Below are 20,256 nucleotides of genomic sequence, written 5' to 3'. Positions count from 1 at the left end.
GCGCAGCAAGTTGGTGATTTAACGGTAAGAAGTCGCCTTAACCCAGCGGATTATGCTGCGCCTGGGCGTCAGTCTTTTTTAAACGGATGCGCTTTTATCTCAGGATCGGAAAATGCGACGTGGTTTTGTCGCAGACTTCACCACGTGCAGAACGCATCGCATCCGTCGCGGTTACTTCACGGCATAGATTTCGGCGAGGTCGGCCAGATCCCAGTTACCGCCCGTTAACAGTACACAGACTTTCTCAGCGGGCTTCAGGCTGACCGAGCCCGCCAGCAACGCGCCAAGGCCGATGGAGGCCGCGGGCTCGGCAATCAATTTTGCCTCACTGGCCAGCACCCGCATGCCCTGAGCAATATGCTCGTCGTCAACCAGCACAATCTCATCCACGTACTTTTCAATAATCGGGTAGGGATTGCGGCCCGGCACGCTGAGTCTTAAGCCATCCGCAATAGTATTGAGCAGCGGCAGTGACGTTGGCTGTTTGTTGATCCGACTTTGGTAATATTTCGGTGTCAGAGCGGGTTCCGCGCCAATCACTCTGACGGCAGGACGGGTTTCTTTGATTGCGGTGGCCACACCGGAGAGAAGTCCGCCACCGCCCAGCGGCACAATCACGGTATCCACATCCGGCAAATCATGCAGGATTTCGCAGCCGATCGTTCCCTGGCCCGCCATGACCATCGGATCTTCAAAGCCATGCACTACCGCATAATTGTTGAGCTCGGCAATTTCATACACCTTCTTCCAGCGGGACGCATTGTCGCCATCGAAGAGAATCACCTCTGCGCCCAGGGCACGCGTATTGTCGATTTTGATTTGCGGCGTTGTGACCGGCAGCACCAGAATGACCTTTACGCCCAGCATTCTGCCTGCATAAGACAGGCCCTGGGCATGATTGCCTGATGAACTGGAAATCATGCCGTTGGCAAACGCCTCAACGGGCAGAGAAAGGACCTTATTCAGTGCGCCCCGTATTTTAAACGCGCCGGTAATCTGCAACGTCTCCGGCTTGAGGTAAAGCTCACAGCCGACCCGTTTTTCAATTTTTTCAGCGCGGAGTAACGGCGTATGGCGAATATGGGCAGCGATGCGCTGCTGTGCGTCATGAATGTCCTGCAGGGTGGGGTACGAACGCGTCATATACATTACCTTCGTCTGAACGAAACGTTATTCAAAAAATGCAAATCCGGTTCCGTAGCCTTTTTCAAGGGCCTTGCGGTAAATGCGCCCGGCTGTCGTGTTGTCCTGAATGGCAAGCCCAGTGGAGTCAAAGAAGGTAATTTCCCGATCGTTTTCCCGGCCCGGTTTCGTCCCGGACAAAATTTCCCCGATTTCGGCATGAATCGCGTTTTCACTGATGATATTTCTGTCCAGCGCATGCCAGGTTTCTCCTTTCTGCGTGCACTGGGGCAGGGAATCCACGATCACTTTTGCCCGACTAAAAATCTGCGGGTCAAACTCCTGTTTACCGCGCTGATCGGTGCCAATGGCGATGATATGCGTGCCGGGCGGAATCCAGTCGGCCTCAATCAGCGGACCTTTGCCCCGGGTGGTGGTGATAAGAATATCGGCTTGCCCGACCGCCGCCTGACAGCTGTGCGCGATAATGACCGGAATACCTGTGGTGCTTTCAATGTCCGCTTTGAAAGCCTGACGGGTGGCTGGCGTTCGGCTCCAGGCATGGATTTCCTCAATATCCATTACCCGGGCGATCGCCTGGATTTGCATTCTCGCCTGATTGCCAGTGCCAATCGCGGCGATTTTTTTGGCATTTTTACGTGCCAGTGCTCTGACGGAAACAGCGCCCGACGCACCGGTTCGCAGACCGGTAACCAGGCTACCGTCCATCACACAGCACAGGGCGCCGCTTTGGGCATCAAACAGGATGATCGTGCCCATACCGCCCGGCAGACCAGGACGGGACGGGTTTTCTGAAAAACCGCCGGAGGAGGCTTTCATCGAAATCAGTTCGTTGGTGCGGTAATAGCAGGTTTTAAAATCAATCTCGCCACGGGGGGCGGGCAGGTGCAGGCCGATATAGTCAGGCTGTTCCACCAGGCCGCCGTTAAAGGCCCTGTAGGCTTCGTCGACGGCTTCAATGACATCATCAATGCTGATGAGCTGTCGGACATCTTCTTTGGTGAGTAATAAGGTCTTCATGCGTCCTCGGGTCGTGTCAGACGAACGATTCCCGACTAGCGCAATGGTGTTAAAACGCGGTCGGGAAAAGAGGGATTCCCGACATTATTACACTGGTGTTGCAACAGAAAATGCCAATCTGCACCCCGGAGAAACGCTTTAAACTGTTTTAGCGACGGGTGACGAAAGCTAATGCTCGGGTAAGTGTGACAGCGGAAAGGCGAGCGAGGCGCAAAAAAAGGGCTTATGCAGAACATAAGCCCTTAATCTTATGGTGTACGGATTTTATTTCTCCGGCACCACATTCAGCAGTGTAGTCAGCAGCTTCCAGTACAGGCCAACGCTTTCGATATGGACCTGCTCATCGGGGGAGTGCGGACCTGTGATGGTTGGGCCGATCGAAACCATATCCATGTTGGGATAGGGCTTTTTAAACAAGCCACATTCCAGACCCGCGTGGATCACCTGAATATTGGGTATTTTGCCAAACAGGGCGACATAGGTTTCACGCGTCAGGGCCATGATGGGCGAGTCGGCATCGGGCTGCCAGCCAGGATAGCCGCCTTTTGGTTTGGTCTGCGCGCCCGCCAGCTGGCCGAGTGAGGTCAGCATCTGCACCACATAATCACGTCCCGTGTCGATCAGCGAACGAATCAGACAGTTAATTTCCGCTTTGTCGGCATCCATCGTCACAACGCCCACATTAAGTGAGGTTTCCACAACGCCTTTGGCGACATCAGAGTTGCGGATCACGCCGTTCGGAGTGCTGTTTAACAAATTCAGGAAGCGATCGCGGCTTTCACGGCTCAGCGCCTCGCCCTGATGGGCAACCGGTTCGCTGACAAAAGCAATATTCTTCTCTTTCACGCCGTGCTCATTCTGTACCGCGGCCAGGAAGCTGGCGGCGGCCGATTTGAGGTTATCCACTTTGCTGCTGTCGACAGAAACGGTTGCAAAGGCTTCGCGAGGAATCGCGTTGCGCAGTGTACCGCCGGTGAACGCAATCAGGCGAAGATCCAGCTCTGCCGCATGCGCGGTCAGGAAACGGGCCAGCAACTTATTGGCATTCCCCAGGCCCATATGAATATCCGCACCTGAGTGACCGCCACGCAGTCCTTTCAGGGTGAACTTCAGGGTTTCAAAACCGGCAGGAACCGCTTCGCGCGTCAGGGGCAGGGTTGTGATGAAATCGATGCCGCCTGCGCAACCCATGTAGATCTCACCTTCTTCTTCCGAATCGGTGTTGATCAAAATGTCAGCCTGCAGCCAGCCTGGCTGTAAACCAAAAGCACCGTCCATACCGGTTTCTTCGGTCATGGTGAGCAGGACTTCCAGCGGGCCATGGGTCAGGCTGTTGTCCGCCAGTACCGCAAGGGCCGAGGCCATACCAATCCCGTTGTCGGCGCCCAGCGTCGTCCCGCGCGCTTTCACCCATTCGCCATCGACATACGGCTGAATAGGATCTTTGGTGAAGTCGTGAACGGTATCGTTATTTTTCTGCGGCACCATATCAAGGTGTGCCTGCAGGGCCACGGGCGTGCGTTTTTCCATACCGGCGGTCGCAGGTTTACGAATCAGGATATTGCCGACCTGATCGCGCTCACACCAGAAGCCTTGTTCTTTGGCCCAGTTAACAATGTAGTTAGCCAGCGCTTCTTCATGAAAAGAGGGATGAGGAATCGAGCAGATTTTGGCGAAAAAATCCCACAGCGGCTGTGGAGAGAGTTGAGACAATTCAGACACGACAAGTCTCCTGTGTCAGTGCGCCGGCTTTGCCGGACAGTGCGAAGTTCCAGTGAAAGATCGCCGTCAGTGAACTGACGAGATAGGGCGAGAATATCACTGTTTTTCGTTCTGTGTGTCATTCACCGCGCTAAAAAACCGCAACCAGCCGCCAGGTGCTGGTTTTTAGCGCGTCATGTCCTTATAATCTCGCGCAACCTTTTCCCCGTTGCACATTTTTTAAGCCACACTGACTGGCTGGGATTCCTATTTATGAGCGAAAAATACGTCGTTACCTGGGACATGCTGCAGATTCATGCCCGTAAACTGGCTCAACGCCTGCTGCCTGTTGAACAGTGGAAAGGCATTATTGCAGTGAGTCGCGGCGGTCTGGTACCGGCTTCGCTGCTGGCACGTGAACTGGGTATTCGCTATGTCGATACCGTGTGTATTTCCAGCTATGACCACGATCATCAGCGTGAAATGAAAGTCCTGAAACGCGCCGAAGGCGATGGTGAAGGCTTTATCGTGATTGACGACCTGGTGGATACCGGCGGTACCGCACAAGCCATCCGTGAGATGTATCCGAAAGCGCGCTTCTGCACCATCTTTGCAAAGCCTGCCGGACGTGCGCTGGTTGATGACTATATCGTTGATATTCCGCAGAACACCTGGATCGAACAGCCATGGGACATGGGCGTGGTTTATATTCCACCGATTGTCAAAGGCTGATTGACGCAACACAAACAACGCCCGGTTTTCCGGGCGTTGTGCTTTCTGCGCCTCGCGACTTGCCGTGCAGTACAGTAAACTTAACTGCTGCTGTCTGTGTTGTTAGAGAGGTGATATGTCTGGCAAAAACCTGAGCGTTGAGCTGTTTAAACCTCGCTTCAAACATCCCGAAACGTCGTCGCTGGTACGCCTGCGTCGGCATGCCACGCATGAAGTGCATTCTGCCCTGGATGGCGACAGCCGGCGCGGCTGGTATCGGATGCTTAATAAGCTGATGTGGACATGGCGGGGCGTGCCCGCGCAGGAGATCAGCGAGGTACTGGCGCGTATTGCAATCAGCGATGTTGAGCACACCAACCCTGCGCTACTGGATACGGTAATAGGTTATCGCAACGGTAACTGGAACTACGAGTGGAGCAGACAGGCAGGTCGCTGGCAACAACGTGCACTGGACGCGAAAGAGGACGCCCACGACCAGGCCGGGCATGACTGGCTGCACGCGTCTCATCTCTACAGTGTGGCCGCGTACCCCTATATTAAAGGCGATGAACTGGCGGATCAGGCGCAGGCCCTGGCCAGCCGCGCTTATGAAGAAGCGACCCGCCGCTTACCCGGGGAACTCAAAACGCTGACCTTCCACATTGAAGGAGGCAGCCCCGTCAGCGGTTTTTTGCATATGCCGCCTGGCGTGGAAGCCCCTTATCCCACCGTGATGTTTTGCGGTGCGCTGGACTCGCTGCAAACTGACCACTATCGTCTCTTCCACGATTATCTTGCGCCGCGCGGCATCGCTATGCTGACACTGGATATGCCGTCCGTCGGGAACGCCATCAAGTGGAAGCTCAGCCAGGATACCAGCTTTCTGCATCAGCAGGTGCTGCGCGATCTGGCTTCTGTTCCGTGGATCGATCACACGCGTGTAGCGGCGCTGGGTTTTCGCTTCGGTGCCAATGTCGCTGTTCGTCTGGCCTATCTGGAAGCGCCGCGTCTGCGAGCCGTAGCCTGTCTCGGGCCCATCGTACACAGCCTGCTGACACAAAATACCTTGCAGAACAAAGTACCGGATATGTATATGGACATGCTGGCCAGTCGGCTTGGCATGGCAGGCAGTACAGACAGCGCCTTGCGGGCGGAACTGCTCAGCTACTCGCTGAAAAATCAGGGGCTACTGGGACGTCGAACTGCCACGCCCATGCTGTCAGCATACTGGTTCAACGATCTCTTCAGCCCTGAGGAGGAAAGCAAACTGATCGCCAGCTCTTCAGCACAAGGTAAAGCGTTGTTAATTCCGGTAAAACCGGTAGCGGCCAGTTTCGATAGCGCCCTGAATGAAATCTGCGACTGGCTGGTACAACGTTTAAAAAGATAGCTGGCAAAATTGACAGTGTTTGCTACAACTACTAGCTGGAATCATTCGGATCGTTGCAAGACAATGCAGCATGGCTGCTGCGGTTCGAGATATAAAGCCTGTCCTAATGGAGAATTAGCATGACGTTACCGAGTGGTCATCCCCGCAGTCGCCTGCTTAAACGCTTCACGGAACTGGGACCTTACATACGCGATGGAAAATGTAGTGAAAATCGCTTCTTCTTCGACTGCCTGGCTGCCTGCGTAAATGTTAAACCTGCGCCTGAGCTGCGAGAGTTCTGGGGCTGGTGGATGGAGCTGGAAGCGCAAGCCGATCACGTTACCTATGTGTATCATATTGGCCTGTTTGATAAAGAGGGCGACTGGTCTGTCGCCACGATCAAGGGCAAAGATAATTCAGCCCGCGTGGAAGAAACGCTGCGTAATTTCCATGGCCGTTTAAAAGAGACGTTGAAAGAGTTTGAACTGGATCTGGTGCCCGCTAGTGACTTCGATGAAAAACCGATAAAACTCAGCGCCTGAAACTGAAGCCCCTGCGGGGGCTTTATTGTCAGGATCGATCCCGCTCAGATTGCCCTACAGGAAAGGGCGAGTGATGGTCACTCGCCCTTTTAACAGACACATTCACATTGAGGGTAAAGCACTAAACCTCTCCATCACGCGGGCCGTCATTCCTTCGACAGCCTCTCTCGTCAGGCGAAGCTCAGATTCATCAGAACTGGTAGGTCAGGCCGACAGCAACGATGTCATCGTTGTTAAGCGCCAGCTTGTTGTCTTTATCCAGTTGGTTAATTTTGTAATCCACAAACGTCGACATGTTTTTGTTGAAGTAGTAGGTGGCGCCCACGTCGATATATTTAACCAGGTCTTCGTTGCCGATACCGTTTTCGATATCTTTGCCCTTGGTCTGCACGTAGCCAATAGAAGGACGCAGGCCGAAGTCAAACTGATACTGCGCAACCAGCTCCAGGTTTTCTGCTTTGTTGGCTGAGCCTGAAACGGAGCCGCCAGCGACACGGTTTGTTCCACTGATAGGCGTCATGTTGCGGGTTTCGGTATAAATCGCGGCCAGATAAATACTGTTGGCATCATATTTCAGGCCCGTGCCCCATGACGTTGCTTTATCGCCATGACCATAGGTGCCAGCCTGTTGTGAATTGGTACGGTCAGAAGAAGTGATTGCACCCAGTACGCTCACACCAGAGTCAGCAATCGCATAACCCAGTGAGGCACCATAGCCATCACCATTCTGGCGTGTAATATCGGTACGGCTGTTTGCGGAAGTCGAGTCATTTTTACCCTGATACTGCAGGGCAAACTTCAGACCATCGACCAGACCAAAAAAGTTGGTGTTACGGTAAGTGGCGACGCCAGAAGCGCGCTGCGCCATAAAGTTATCCGTACGGGCTGTACCGTCACCACCAAATTCCGGGAAGACGTCAGTCAGCGATTCAACGTCGTACAGTACGCCGTAGTTACGGCCATAGTCGAATGAACCGTACTGAGAGAATTTCAGACCGGCAAAGCCCAGACGGGTTTTGTTGCCTGTATTAGCATCGCTGCCTTCAGAGTTGTTAGCATTGTACTGATATTCCCACTGGCCATAACCGGTCATCATATCGTTAATCTGCGTCTGGCCTTTGAAACCGATACGCACATAAGATTTGTCGCCATTTTGACCAGCATTATCGCTCATGTAATGCTCGGCTTTTACCTTACCGTAGAAATCCAGCTTGTTACCGTCTTTGTTATAAACTTCAGCGGCCTGAGCGGCAGAGGTCAGCGCCAGAGCAGAGACAACGATTGCCAGTGTACTTTTCTTCATTTGCTATCAATCCCAATGAGTAAAATGCTTATATCCTCACTATTTTCTTGCTGCAGGCAGGGCTGCCTTATTCTCCGGCCGCTCAGTGAACGCACCAGGGGGCATTCATTTGCCGCCTTGTTACATCAAGAAAACTTTTGAGGCATTAGTGAAAATATTTGTAAAACACCGACTTTTTACCGATGAATGATGAAGTTTTTATGACAACTTTTATGTTTTGTTGTTAAAGGGGAACTTTTGGTCTACTCCGCACTCTGCAAAATTTGCAGCTTTTCCCTTACTGGCTGTTGGCTTCCCTCACCGCACCTGTTAAAAAGTCGGTTCACAGAAATTTTTTACGGCAGGACAACATGAGTGGCAGTCAGACCCTTGTGGTCAAATTGGGTACCAGCGTGCTTACCGGCGGTTCGCGTCGGTTAAACCGGGCACATATGGTGGAATTAGTGCGTCAGTGCGCGCAGCAGCACGCCGCCGGCCATCGTATTGTGATTGTGACCTCCGGCGCGATGGCGGCCGGTCGTGAACATCTGGGTTACCCCGAACTGCCGCCTACCATCGCCTCAAAGCAGCTGTTAGCTGCGGTGGGGCAAAGTCGTCTGATCCAGTTGTGGGAACAGCTGTTTTCTATTTACGGTATTCATATCGGGCAGATGTTACTGACCCGTGCTGATATGGAAGATCGCGAACGCTTCCTCAATGCCCGCGATACCTTACGGGCCTTGCTGGACAACCACATTGTGCCGGTCATCAATGAAAATGACGCCGTTGCCACGGCGGAAATTAAAGTGGGCGATAATGACAACCTCTCTGCGCTGGCGGCAATGCTGGGCGGGGCAGACAAACTGTTGTTACTGACCGATCAGCAGGGATTGTTTACCGCCGATCCGCGCAGTAATCCGGATGCCCAGTTAATCAGCGATGTGCATATCATTGACGACGCACTGCGCGCACTGGCGGGCGGAAGCGTATCCGGGTTGGGCACGGGCGGCATGTCGACGAAGCTGCAGGCTGCCGATGTCGCCTGCCGGGCCGGTATTGATGTCATTATTGCGGCCGGAAGTCGTCATGGCGTGATCAACGATGTGATTGAGGGCAAGCCCGTCGGTACACTGTTTCATGCTCAGCAGACGCCGCTGGAAAACCGTAAACGCTGGATTTTCGGTGCGCCGCCCGCCGGAGAGATCACCGTGGATGACGGTGCGCTTGCTGCGATTGTTGCGCGCGGCAGTTCGCTGCTGCCAAAAGGGATCCGCGAGATTCAGGGGAATTTTTCCCGTGGTGAAGTGATCCGTATCCGCAGTTTGCAGGGGCGCGATATTGCGCACGGCGTCTCGCGCTATAACAGTGATGCGATGCGCATGATTGCGGGTCACCATAGTCAACAGATAAGCGAGATTCTGGGCTACGAATACGGGCCGGTTGCCGTGCATCGCGACGACATGATCGTCAGTTAAGGAGTACACATGCTTGAAGAAATGGGAAAGGCGGCGCGCGCCGCGGCCTGGAAACTGGCGGATCTGTCTGCGGCAGAAAAAAATCAGGTTTTGCTGACTATCGCCGATCGGCTTGAGGCAGAAAGCGAGGGGATCCTGGCGGCAAACGAGCAGGATCTGGCTGAGGCGAGGCAGAACGGCATGAGCGCCGCATTGCTCGATCGCCTGACGTTGACGCCCGCGCGCCTCAGTGCGATTGCCCACGATGTTCGCCAGGTTTGTCGGCTCGCCGATCCGGTAGGGCAGGTGATCGATGGTGGTTTACTGGACAGCGGCTTGCGCATTGAGCGCCGCCGGGTGCCGTTAGGGGTGATCGGCGTCATTTATGAAGCGCGTCCGAACGTCACGGTGGATGTGGCGAGCCTGTGCCTGAAAACCGGCAATGCGGCCATCCTGCGTGGAGGGAAAGAGACATGGCGGACGAACGCGGCTACCGTCCGGGTAATACAAAACGCTTTGCAGCAGCACGGCTTGCCATCAGCTGCCATTCAGGCGATTGAGAATCCGGATCGGGAACTGGTCAATCAACTGCTAAAACTGGACCGCTATGTGGATATGTTGATTCCGCGAGGGGGCGCCGGACTGCACAAACTCTGTCGCGAACATTCCACTATTCCGGTGATTACTGGCGGCATTGGCGTTTGCCATATGTATATCGACGACACGATGGATATCGACGCCGCGCTGGATATCATCGTGAATGCCAAGAAGCAGCGTCCGAGTGCCTGTAACTCCCTCGAAACGCTGCTGATCGACGCGGCCATGGCGGCGCGCTTTCTGCCCGCTTTTATGGCCCGCATGGCAGAGGAGAACATTCCGCTGCATGCTGATGCCAGTATCCTGAGTGAACTGCAGCAGGGACCGGCCAGCGTTACCGCCATCCAACAGGGCGATTACGACGATGAATGGCTGTCGCTTGATCTCAACGTTAAACGGGTTGCCGATATGGATGAAGCTATCGCGCATATTCGCGAGCACGGCACGCAGCACTCAGACGCTATCCTGACACGCAGCACACAAAATGCCGCGCGCTTTGTTAAGCAGGTTGACTCGTCTGCTGTTTACGTCAACGCCAGCACGCGCTTTACCGACGGGGCACAGTTTGGTCTGGGCGCGGAAGTCGCGGTCAGTACGCAAAAACTGCATGCCCGTGGTCCAATGGGCCTGGAGGCGCTGACGACCTATAAATGGATTGGCTGGGGAGACGACAGCCTGCGTGCATAACCGCATTTTAGTGAATAAAACGGGAGCCTGTGCAGGCTCCCGTTTTTTTTAGATGGCTTTTTTTCGCACCACTCAATGGTAGAGTTTTTCGCCCGTTGGCCGCTTTTTAGTCAGTAAGACGGAGGTTGTTCATCAGAAACGATGAAGGTAGGGCGCAATTTTTTACACAAGATTACTGAAAGGTGAGGTCAGACGCGGCTTAGCGCCTGATTTTATGCTTCGCTTGGCATAATAACGGTTAACAATAATCAAAAATGCCTGGCAATGCCGTTAGGTAGTCAACGGGCGGTAATATAAAATGAACTGGTAGCAATAACGAAAATAACATTCAGCACCTCTTTCATGGTTGATTATTAACTGATGGTTAAAAAAGAGAGTATCAAACAAGCGTTCACTGCCAGGCTGATCGCCGCGTGTGAAAGTGCGGGCATCACCGGTCATGGCCGAAATAAGCAGGTCGCCTGTGCGCTGCAACAGCAGGGTTGTCAGATTTCCGCACCCGGCGTGTGGAAATGGTTTAACGCGCAGTCCGTACCCGATAATGGCAATCTTCTGGCGCTCAGCCAGTTACTGGGTGTCAGAGTAGAATGGCTGCAATATGGCATGGAGCAGACCCAGGAACCGTATTTACTGCAGGATATGCCGTGCCAAAAAAGCACGTTTCGCGTTAACAGTTTTGACCTGGGGCAAACGTCAGCAATGGGGGTTCCCGTCGGGGATGACTTCGTTGAAACGATTAAGGCTATCGAATACGGGCAGGAGGAAGCCCGCATCTTGTTCAGCGGCCGCCCGGCCGATCATATTCGGTTAATCGCAATGAACAGTGATGCCATGTCAGACACATTTGCCCCACGGGATCAGCTGTTTGTGGACATTAGCGTGCAGACATTCGACGGAGATGGCATCTACATCTTTACACTGGACGACAGACTTTACCTCAAACGCCTGCAACTGCAGCATAAAAGAATTGCTGTTATCTCAGATAATAAACGTTACGAGACCTGGTATCTGGACCGGAATGATGCGGGCAGTTTAACCGTTCTGGCAAAGGTGATCATGAGCCAGGCCAGGCAGTATCATATTCTGGGTTAGGCAATTCAGTCAGACTGATGATCCTTAAGTGAAAAAAATAATCGGTCTAAATTCAAAAAGTTAACTTATGGTAAAAAATAAATTAACCAGTGGTGTTTGATAAAGCATAAGAACCTGTTAATAATTTGAGCAGGGACGAAAAAAGTTGTTACCTCCAGGATGAAACGCTCTTAAACAATTGAGGCGCTGCACAAGCGCGAATCAACCCCCCAACGCTAATGAGCTTTGGGATGGGGTGGATGCGTACCGTGCAGTGTCATCAGATGCCGCCCGAACCCTTTGCTTAGCCTTCCACCTGACTGATTATTCAGCCGGGAGGAGTGCCTGTGAACAGCATTCCGCGACGTTCAGGCGTGTTCAACGGAGCGAAAATGCTTGCCTGCCACCCTATCGCCAAAGACTCATTCACAGGAGGAGTTATGGCGATAATCCAGTATGGCAAAAGCGTTTTTACAGGCAATGCACGAACTCGCCGTCATCAGCGGCGTCAACCTCTTAACCGTCTCAAACACAGTATTGACGAAGCACTTAACTGTCCACCCGAAACCCGCACGCTTCGCCGCGCAGAGCAAATCTGTCAGCGGCAAGTGATATCGGCTGTTGATCGCGCGATTGCCGCACCGCGCCTGAGAAGCCAGGAGATATCGGGATTTGATAATTGCTGCCTGCCACATGTTCATCTCTATGCGGTCCGTTGAACGAATTTTTCGTCACTGATTTTACGCCTGTCGCAGACATCTCCATCCTTTCTGACCTTTTGTAAATGCTTCAATGCTGCTGCATGTTCACCCGGCATCGCCGCTGCGTTTATCCCTGCACTAATCAGTTTGTTTTATGTTTTGTCAGCCCGGTCGGATATGTCTGCATCGTCTATGAGGAGTTTTTATGAGCCAGATTATTGCAATTCTGAATTTTGAAGAGGGTTACGCCGAAATGCCGTATCTCGATACGCTGGGGTTTCCTACCGTTGCAGGCGGCATCCGTATTGGCCCGAAAGGCGCATCGCTAAGTAACTATGTCATGCGGGTTCCCCGGCGGGTCGGGGATGTCTGGAAGCAATGCATTCTGGAAAACAAGATTACAGATATGCAAAGCCGTGCGCCCATTAAGCTGGCGCTGGAGAAATGTAATGAGGCGCGTACCGATGTTCTGATGAGTATGGCCTATCAGCTTGGCGTAGATGGCATTTTGCAGTTTAAAAACATGCTCAACGCGATTGCCCAGGAAAACTTTGTTGAGGCCGGTGAGGCCATGCTCAACAGCCTGTGGGCGCGGCAGACACCGGGCCGTGTCCGGCGTCATGCCGAAGTGATGCGCAGCGGAAACTATGACGTCTACCGGGGGTTACTATGAGATGGTTACTTTTCATTATCGCGGTGTTAAGCGTCATTATCATTTTGCTGTTAATGCAGCGCTTCACCACGCTTCAGTTTGTTTCTCACGCCAAATTGTTGTTTAAAACCTGGTCTGTATGGCTTGCCTCGCTGGGATCGATGCTCAGTGCCTGGGTTCAGTCGTTTCCGTCTTCTGCGCTCAATGCCTGGCAAACGCTGCCGGAGGACGTAAAAAGCATTCTCCCCCACAACTATCTGGGTCTTATCGGTGCCTTCATGGTGGCGATGGGCGTGATTGCGCAGTTTGTTCGCCAGAAAACCCTGCTCAATGAAAAACGGCAAAGTAAGGAGATGGAGTCATGACGTTTTTTTCTCTGTTAACCAACGGCGGCTGGCACTGGTTGGCTGCGCTGGGTGCGCTGATGGCGGCTTTGGGAGCCAGTTACTTTGGTGGCAAAAAAATTGGCAAGGTGCAACAGCAGGCGCAGTCAGAAGCCGAGGGGGCCAGGCAAGAGGCAGACCGCCTGACGAAGATTACTCATCAACAGCAACACAATAGTGAGGAGGCGAAGCGTGTGGCGACTGATAACCTCAATCTTGATGATGCTGCTGCTCGCGACAAGTTGCAGCAGTCCAAATATAACCAGCCCTGAACCCATCATCTCTAACGATTCAGCCTGCATTCTCTTTTCCCCTATTTACACCCATGGCGATGACGCGCAGAAGGCAGACATTCGCACTGTGCGCGCCATCAATGCCCATAACGATCTCTGGGATGCCCTCTGTGGGCATCCCTCATCGTCAAAATAGTTAACTAATTGATTTATAAATCTTATCCTGAGGAGGATATCATGATTGAAGTCAACTCATTTGCTGAGCTGCGTACTACCGTGCCGTCAAAATCAGGTGAAATTGCCGTGTTAAAACGCTACTACGACAAAGACTCCAGTTTCCGGGGCGGCGGTGATTTTGTGGGATTCACCGGCACCACCACGTTAAAAGACGATGGCGGTACAGTCGCCGTTGGCAATAACTTTTACTGGAAGCGTTCGATTAACGATCCACGTGAAGTTAACATCCTGCATTTTGGCGCGAAAGGCGATGGCGTAACCGATGACACCGATGCGTTTAAACGTATTCTTGGCTGGTCACAAACTTACAGCCAAAATATGAAAGGTTTACCGGTCCGTTTTCCCGGCGGACGTTTCCTGATCATGCCAATGGACCTGAGTGATACAGAAATGCCGTTCTTTGGTCTGGCCGGCGATGACCTGGCGCTGGGTTCTCTGCCCGGCACAACCCTTATCTCCGACAAAAGCGCCAATACGCTGTTTAAGGTTAAAGCCCGCAGGACGACGATCCGTGGTATCACCTGGGATGGGCAAGCCAGCGCGGATATTGTTGCCAATAAAGCCACCATCACCCCTGAGATGTGCAGCAACACTCAGCCTTTCTTTGAAAATATCTGTGTGGAGGGGCAAATCGTCAATATTAGCTGTTTTCGCGGCCAGCGCAGTGGCGGCACGATTTTTAAACTGCAGGACACGCTCGACAGTAAGTTTGAGCAAATCTACACCAATACCACCTACTCACGGGTGTTTGATATTGGCTGGTCAAATTCGCCTAATGGCGTGTGGGATCACTCCACGGCGGTTGAATTGTGCAACGCGAATTTCCAGACAGGCTATGGCGATGCCACGCTTTACATGCCGCGCATGACACAGGCGATTATGCGCAACGTGTGGATTGAACATACGCGTAATCCCGGCGATCTGTCTGATGGCGGCTGGACAATTGATACGCTCAACGTCGAAGACTGTAGTGCACCTTTAATCCTCAATAATGCGCGCGTGGTAATGCGCCATATTAACCTGCAGGCGGGCGCAAAGCTCAGTCAGGATCTGGTCACGGGCAAATGGCTTTCTACTTTCGAGTATGGCTATCGCCGCGACGAGAACTACGGCACGTTTATGAGTGGATCGCTACGGGCAGGGTACTTCAGTGGCTATAAAGTCGTGAATAATACTGCGACGGATAACTGGTATCGCCTGGGCCAGGTGTTTTTCCCTTCACCCAATCAGCAATGGGTTATTGAGTTGATTGGCAAAGCGGATAACACCACGCCTTCGGGGACTGCTACGTCACCCGTCAACATGCCGGGTTCAGGGAAAACGTGGATCAACCTACAACGGCTCGATACCGTCTGGGCGGATGCCTGCCACATGGGTCAACCTGCTGTTATGGATATTCGCTACAACCGGGTGGGCACCACCTATGCTGGCGTGTGGGTCAAGCTGCGCGCTAACAGCGGTGAGACCATGTTTAACCTGAAAACCACCGGACCGACGCGCTTTGACACCGGATCCTGCTCACTTTTCCAGAGTGATATGTCTCAGGTTGATGACGTCACAAAAGTCGGGACGCTAAAACCCGCTGCGCGCTTTGGTCTTCACAATGGCGTAGCGGGGCTGGGCGCCAATGAAAAAGGAGTGGTAACCCTGGCGACCGCAGAAGGCTCGCCGACAAATAAAACAACGCCGACCGGATTTGTGCTGATGAATATAAACGGCGTCGATCGCAAGGTGGCGTATTACGATTAGCATGCATCTACATTCGCGAGGCTTCGGCCTCGCGACGTTTATTTACATGCTGGCAGATGTTGAAGTGTTATTGCGATGATCTGAGGCGCTGTGCGGACAGATTGCTTCCGTTTTATAAACCTTTACTAAACAACCTGCCGTTATTCGCCATGAGTGATAACGCAAAGCGCACTGCATGACAAAAATTTTTACGTTTCAATACTAAAAATTAAAGTCCCAATAACTCTTCGCAAGAAACACTCCATTCTTGCAATACAAGGAACACGTTGTATGGTGGCTGCCATTATCATTGGTATTTTTATTATTAGCGTTATCTATGCGCACTCACGCGGTGTAGAAAAGCAAAAGTTTTCACGTCAGTTATTTGATCACTCGACCTTTATGGCGCCCATCAATATGTTTATGACGGGCTTCTCCAGGTTGCCGGCAAAACAGCCTTATTTCCCGACGGATGATTTTCCTGAACTTCGTCAGCTTACCGATAACTGGGAGGTTATCCGTGAGGAGGCGATACGGCTTCAGGATCACATCAAAGCGGCACAAAGCCATAATGATGCAGGTTTTAACACCTTCTTTAAACGTGGCTGGAAACGTTTTTACCTTAAGTGGTATAGCGATGTGCACCCTTCAGCACAGCAGCTGTGTCCTGTGACCACGGCACTGGTGAGTCAGATCCCGTCCATCAAAGCGGCTATGTTTGCAGAACTGCCTGCAGGCAGTCATTTAGGTAAACACCGCGATCCCTACGCGGGATCGGTGCGTTATCACCTTGGGCTGGTGACGCCCAATGACGACCGTTGTTTTATCGAAGTGGATCGCCAGCGCCATAGCTGGCGCGATGGCCAGGCGGTGATTTTTGACGAAACGTATGTGCACTGGGCGCAGAATGAAAGCGAGCAAACGCGCATTATTCTGTTCTGCGATATTGAGCGGCCGATGAAATGGCGCTGGGCACAGGCGGTTAATCACTGGGTTGGCAATACGTTAATGTCGGCAGCCGCCTCGCCCAATGATGAAAATGACAAAACGGGATTCATTAACCGGATTTTTAAATACGTTAATGCTGTTCGCGATGCCGGACAGAATCTGAAAAAGCGTAACCGGACCCTTTATTACTGGGTAAAACATAGCTTAATTGCCCTGATCTTTTTGGCGATCATTGTCCCGGGTATGATATAGCAAAATAACAAGGCGGTCAGGCGCAGACTGACCGCCTCATCGGCTGACGAATATAACCGACAGCCCTTACTTTAGTTTGAACTCACTGGCATCAATCGCATAGTGTTTCATTTTTCGCCATAAGGTGGTGCGTCCAATATTCAGCATCGCCGACATAGCCTGTACCTTGCCGTGCGTCATTCGGGCCGCCTGAAGAATCGCTTCTTTTTCAATGGCGCGAAAAGACAAATCATCCGGCAACAACGCCGTGCCGGCAGTATTATCAGCCTGTTCAGAAAACAGTGATTCAGGCAGGTTGCTTAGCCGGATATGGCCATTTTCACTGCGGATCGCAATATTCTCGATTACGCTGTTGAGCTCAAAGTCATTGCCTGGCCATCCATACTGCATTAACTGCGTGATAACCTCGTCATCCACTTTAAAACGTGACGAAAACCGCTTTTCCAGCCTGCGCAACCGGTTGTTAATGAGACAGGGAATGCTGTGACGGCGGGCCCGCAGAGGCGGTATGGCAATTTCAAAGGAATGTAAGGCGTAATAAAGCTGACGGCTAAAACGATTCTGTTCCACAAGATGGGCCAGATTAGTGGTCGTCGTGGCAATCACTTTGATATCAACAGGAATAAGCCGCCGGGCATCCAGCCGGGTCAGTACGCCCTGTTTGATGACCTGAAGCAGCACAGACTGCTGAGCCGGAGTCAGATATTCAATCTTTTCCAAAAACAACGTGCCGCCGCTGGCCAGCGCTAGTCGGCTTAACCGGCCATCTTCATCCTCGCCGGGCGCACTGCCTGTAAAATCCTCTCCCAGAGAATTGTCGGCATAAAGTTGACAGTTAACCGCAATGTAGGGACCACTCGCCCGGTCGCTTTCATTATGAATCGCCTGGCTGAGTAGCTCTTTCCCCACGCCTTCCTCCCCACACAGTAAGACCGGAAAGCGGCCTTTTGCGGCCTGACGGCCGAAACAAACCAAACGTCGTGTTTCCGCATCTTCTTCAGGCATTTGTTCAAACGTATGGCTGACTTTACCTAACTGACTGGTCATCAGTTGGCGCATCTGCTCAACCGGATGAAGCAGCAAAATAAAACTGTTGCCCTGGGGTTCAACAATCGGTTTCAACGTAATGACGGCATCCACAAACTGGTGCTGGCTTTCAAACGTGACTTCTACATGCTTCAGCGCCTGAACCTGGGTGATGGCCCGACGTAACAGGGCAGGCAGGGTCACCAAATCCGCCAGCATTTTTCCCTGACTGGTCAGCGCATTCAGATGCAACATCCGTGCGGCCCGGGCGTTGAGAAACTGCAACACGCCTTGCTCGTTCCAGGCCATCACGCCGTCATCCATGCTTTCCAGCAGGCCATTGAGTTGATTCAGATGGCGGTTGGACTCGGTAAGCAAAGTGTCCGTCAGTAACGAGTTGCCCACTTCACGGGCAATGGCTAACGTCAGAGAAAGATCTGACGATGCCTGCGTCTTGTCCTGGCAGGCCAGAGAAATGGAGCCAAATAAGCGACCATGATTATCAAATATTGGGGTTGAGCAGAAAAACCAGGGATGAAGGGCCCGTTTGAAGTGCTGTTCGCCGTGGGTCTTAATGGGCTGACCTTCAAGTGCCGCCAGCGATAAGGCACAGGTACCGATAATGCTTTCCGCACAATAGCTGCCATCCCGCATGCCTAATGCGTCAAGCTGCATCAGCGTTTCAGGCGCGCCGCAGCGGGTCAGAATACAGGCTGATTCGTCCAGAATGAGCAGCGCACAGGCACGGTTTTCCATGTATTCCCATGCATCCTCCAGCGTCGCCTGACCGAGGGTTATCAACGCGGCTTTACGTCGACATATGGATTCATAGGTCAGGCCCTGCGCCTGGTGTGGCGTCTGCCAGTTATCGCGTTGCATATATTTACTGCAGCGCTGCCATGACTGCGTAATCACCACTGAACCGTCATTATTGCTATGGGGAGGTAAACCCGTCATCACGTTTTCCGCCAGAAAACCATAGAAAATCCCTCTGACAGATCCGGTCAGAGGGACGCCTGGTGCCCGTGATACCCGGGCCAGCGGTTACCGGCAGTCGGCTAACGTGACAGCCACTGCTGCCCCAGCAGATCCGCAGTCACAATGGCTGCGTACACGCTGTCCGGTGTAACCGGGAACGGCATATTGTGGATGGTTTCGCCTTCCACGCAGGCCGCATGGGCAACCGCGCTTATTTTCTCTTCAATGCCGTGTTTCACTCCCATCTGTGCCAGCGTGACAGGCAGGCCCACTTTCTGGCAGAAGTTCAGCACGGTTTCGATCTCATCTGTCGGGCTGTTTTGCAGTACCAACTGCGCGAGCGTACCAAACGCCACTTTTTCGCCATGATAAAGATGATGGCACTCTTCCAGCACGGTAAATGCATTGTGAATCGCATGAGCGGCAGCCAGACCGCTGCTCTCAAAACCAATACCACTCAGATAGGTGTTGGCTTCCACAATACGTTCCAGGGCTTCCGTGACGACGCCCTCCTGGGCGGCACAGCGCGCTTTTTCGCCCTCAGCCAGAAGCGTCTCATAGCACAGACGCGCCAGGCTTAACGCGGCCGCGGTCGATTTCCCTCCCGCCATGCTGGTTGCGCCCGAGTCATAACAGGCTTTTGCTTCAAACCAGGTCGACAGGGCATCACCCATACCGGCGACCAGTAAGCGAACCGGGGCTTTGGCAATGATTGTAGTATCCATGACCACCATGTCAGGGTTTTTGGGATAGATCAGGTACTCAGCAAACTCACCGGATTCGGTATAAATGACCGACAGCGCGCTGGTGGGCGCATCCGTCGACGCGATGGTCGGGATCACCACCACCGGCAGTTTCAGATACCAGGCGACGGCTTTAGCGGTGTCCAGCGTTTTCCCCCCACCCAGTCCGATCACGCCCCGGCAGCCATGCTGTTCGACAAGGGCCATCAGGCGTTCTATTTCCGTCCGGCAACACTCCCCGTTAAAGCGTTCGGCATGGCAGGTCACACTGTGGCTGGCAAGGCCGGACAGGACCTGATCGCCCGCCAGTTTCATCACAACGTCATCGGCAATCACAAAAAAATGATTTGCCAGGTTTTTGGCATATTTCCCAAAGGACAACAAGGCATCGGGGCCCTGAATATATTTCGCTGGAGACTGAATAATTTTTGGCATTCCTTTCACCCTCAAGTAAGAACATGTTCGCAAGATGAACGCGCGCATCTTTCTGGCTCAGTTGGCGATGTGAGCCGGATAATGACCGGCGTACGCGACTCACTTTACGATCAACGGTGAGGGGAAATATTTTTGACGCCAACGTTCTTATATGGAACGCCATACGGCCAGTTATGTTCCATCCTGAAACAATAAACGCGCTCGAAAAGCCATGTTGCGATCGCGATCGCCTCTTAGCGGTTAAGAGACTACCCGGAACCCATGTGAGAGGAAGGACGCGACTGCGCGCCAGCCTGAGGGGATAAAACGCTTATCGCTCAGACAGATTGATCACGTGCAACGATCCCGATTTCTTGCTTTGCC

At 52.8% G+C, this 20,256-nt stretch carries 18 protein-coding genes; 12 read left to right on the top strand and 6 right to left on the bottom strand.

Annotated elements, in window-relative coordinates:
• Nucleotides 1-171: 171 nt before the first annotated feature.
• The 3 genes from RAC90_RS14065 to pepD form a co-directional block, all read right to left on the bottom strand.
• On the bottom strand, nucleotides 172-1,143 hold the full coding sequence (locus RAC90_RS14065) for a threonine/serine dehydratase (RefSeq protein WP_033738776.1): 972 nt from the start codon (nucleotides 1,141-1,143) through the stop codon (nucleotides 172-174).
• Nucleotides 1,144-1,170: 27 nt separating this feature from the next.
• Nucleotides 1,171-2,163 (bottom strand): ornithine cyclodeaminase family protein, encoded by a 993-nt coding sequence (locus tag RAC90_RS14060; RefSeq protein WP_375124467.1) that lies wholly within the window; start codon nucleotides 2,161-2,163, stop codon nucleotides 1,171-1,173.
• Between the two features lie 264 nt (nucleotides 2,164-2,427).
• Nucleotides 2,428-3,885 (bottom strand): beta-Ala-His dipeptidase, encoded by a 1,458-nt coding sequence (pepD, locus tag RAC90_RS14055; RefSeq protein WP_375124466.1) that lies wholly within the window; start codon nucleotides 3,883-3,885, stop codon nucleotides 2,428-2,430.
• A 252-nt stretch (nucleotides 3,886-4,137) separates the two neighbouring features.
• Here pepD and gpt point away from each other — a divergent pair, with 252 nt between their 5' ends.
• The 3 genes from gpt (at nucleotide 4,138) to crl (ending at nucleotide 6,486) form a co-directional block, all read left to right on the top strand.
• A complete protein-coding gene (gene gpt / locus RAC90_RS14050; RefSeq protein WP_006118053.1) occupies nucleotides 4,138-4,596 on the top strand; it encodes a xanthine phosphoribosyltransferase in 459 nt (152 codons plus the stop codon).
• A gap of 115 nt (nucleotides 4,597-4,711) precedes the next feature.
• Nucleotides 4,712-5,965 (top strand): esterase FrsA, encoded by a 1,254-nt coding sequence (gene frsA, locus RAC90_RS14045; protein ID WP_033738560.1) that lies wholly within the window; start codon nucleotides 4,712-4,714, stop codon nucleotides 5,963-5,965.
• A gap of 119 nt (nucleotides 5,966-6,084) precedes the next feature.
• A complete protein-coding gene (gene crl / locus RAC90_RS14040; RefSeq protein WP_006118055.1) occupies nucleotides 6,085-6,486 on the top strand; it encodes a sigma factor-binding protein Crl in 402 nt (133 codons plus the stop codon).
• Nucleotides 6,487-6,676: 190 nt separating this feature from the next.
• Here the strand turns inward: crl and ompC are convergent, their stop codons facing one another.
• Complete coding sequence (gene ompC, locus RAC90_RS14035) at nucleotides 6,677-7,789, bottom strand: porin OmpC (protein ID WP_054634449.1); 1,113 nt, start codon at nucleotides 7,787-7,789, stop codon at nucleotides 6,677-6,679.
• A 350-nt stretch (nucleotides 7,790-8,139) separates the two neighbouring features.
• Between ompC and proB the strand changes: the two genes are divergently transcribed.
• The 9 genes from proB (at nucleotide 8,140) to lpxO (ending at nucleotide 16,711) form a co-directional block, all read left to right on the top strand.
• On the top strand, nucleotides 8,140-9,243 hold the full coding sequence (gene proB, locus RAC90_RS14030; RefSeq protein WP_033738564.1) for a glutamate 5-kinase: 1,104 nt from the start codon (nucleotides 8,140-8,142) through the stop codon (nucleotides 9,241-9,243).
• 9 nt (nucleotides 9,244-9,252) lie between these two features.
• Nucleotides 9,253-10,506 carry a glutamate-5-semialdehyde dehydrogenase gene (gene proA, locus RAC90_RS14025; protein ID WP_006118058.1) on the top strand — a complete coding sequence of 418 codons (1,254 nt, stop codon included), beginning with the start codon at nucleotides 9,253-9,255 and terminating at the stop codon, nucleotides 10,504-10,506.
• A 360-nt stretch (nucleotides 10,507-10,866) separates the two neighbouring features.
• Nucleotides 10,867-11,598: an XRE family transcriptional regulator gene (locus RAC90_RS14020; RefSeq protein WP_054634448.1), complete on the top strand. Its 732-nt coding sequence runs from the start codon at nucleotides 10,867-10,869 to the stop codon at nucleotides 11,596-11,598.
• Between the two features lie 419 nt (nucleotides 11,599-12,017).
• The gene (locus tag RAC90_RS14015; RefSeq protein WP_072193621.1) at nucleotides 12,018-12,296 is read left to right on the top strand and encodes a hypothetical protein; all 279 of its coding nucleotides are present in this window, start codon (nucleotides 12,018-12,020) and stop codon (nucleotides 12,294-12,296) included.
• Nucleotides 12,297-12,483: 187 nt separating this feature from the next.
• Nucleotides 12,484-12,951 carry a glycoside hydrolase family protein gene (locus tag RAC90_RS14010; RefSeq protein ID WP_033738569.1) on the top strand — a complete coding sequence of 156 codons (468 nt, stop codon included), beginning with the start codon at nucleotides 12,484-12,486 and terminating at the stop codon, nucleotides 12,949-12,951.
• Nucleotides 12,948-13,295 carry a hypothetical protein gene (locus RAC90_RS14005; RefSeq protein ID WP_006118062.1) on the top strand — a complete coding sequence of 116 codons (348 nt, stop codon included), beginning with the start codon at nucleotides 12,948-12,950 and terminating at the stop codon, nucleotides 13,293-13,295. Before RAC90_RS14010 ends, RAC90_RS14005 begins: the two co-directional genes overlap by 4 nt.
• Nucleotides 13,292-13,585, top strand: coding sequence for a hypothetical protein (locus RAC90_RS14000; protein WP_033738571.1), 294 nt, complete (start codon nucleotides 13,292-13,294; stop codon nucleotides 13,583-13,585). Before RAC90_RS14005 ends, RAC90_RS14000 begins: the two co-directional genes overlap by 4 nt.
• A gap of 198 nt (nucleotides 13,586-13,783) precedes the next feature.
• Nucleotides 13,784-15,532, top strand: coding sequence for a glycosyl hydrolase family 28-related protein (locus tag RAC90_RS13995; RefSeq protein ID WP_054634447.1), 1,749 nt, complete (start codon nucleotides 13,784-13,786; stop codon nucleotides 15,530-15,532).
• Nucleotides 15,533-15,802: 270 nt separating this feature from the next.
• Nucleotides 15,803-16,711, top strand: coding sequence for a lipid A hydroxylase LpxO (gene lpxO / locus RAC90_RS13990; RefSeq protein ID WP_054634446.1), 909 nt, complete (start codon nucleotides 15,803-15,805; stop codon nucleotides 16,709-16,711).
• Between the two features lie 66 nt (nucleotides 16,712-16,777).
• Here lpxO and dhaR read toward each other — a convergent pair whose 3' ends face one another.
• Entirely contained in the window at nucleotides 16,778-18,694 is a 1,917-nt protein-coding gene (dhaR, locus tag RAC90_RS13985; RefSeq protein WP_054688086.1) for a dihydroxyacetone kinase operon transcriptional regulator DhaR, read from the bottom strand.
• A gap of 101 nt (nucleotides 18,695-18,795) precedes the next feature.
• Nucleotides 18,796-19,893, bottom strand: coding sequence for a glycerol dehydrogenase (locus RAC90_RS13980; RefSeq protein ID WP_375124465.1), 1,098 nt, complete (start codon nucleotides 19,891-19,893; stop codon nucleotides 18,796-18,798).
• Nucleotides 19,894-20,256: the final 363 nt, after the last annotated feature.

This window comes from Pantoea sp. CS_6 (assembly GCF_041954745.1).
Taxonomy (GTDB): Bacteria; Pseudomonadota; Gammaproteobacteria; order Enterobacterales; family Enterobacteriaceae; genus Pantoea; species Pantoea stewartii.
Note: the sequence above shows the minus strand (reverse complement) of the source record. Positions and strands in the feature narration are given on the sequence as shown.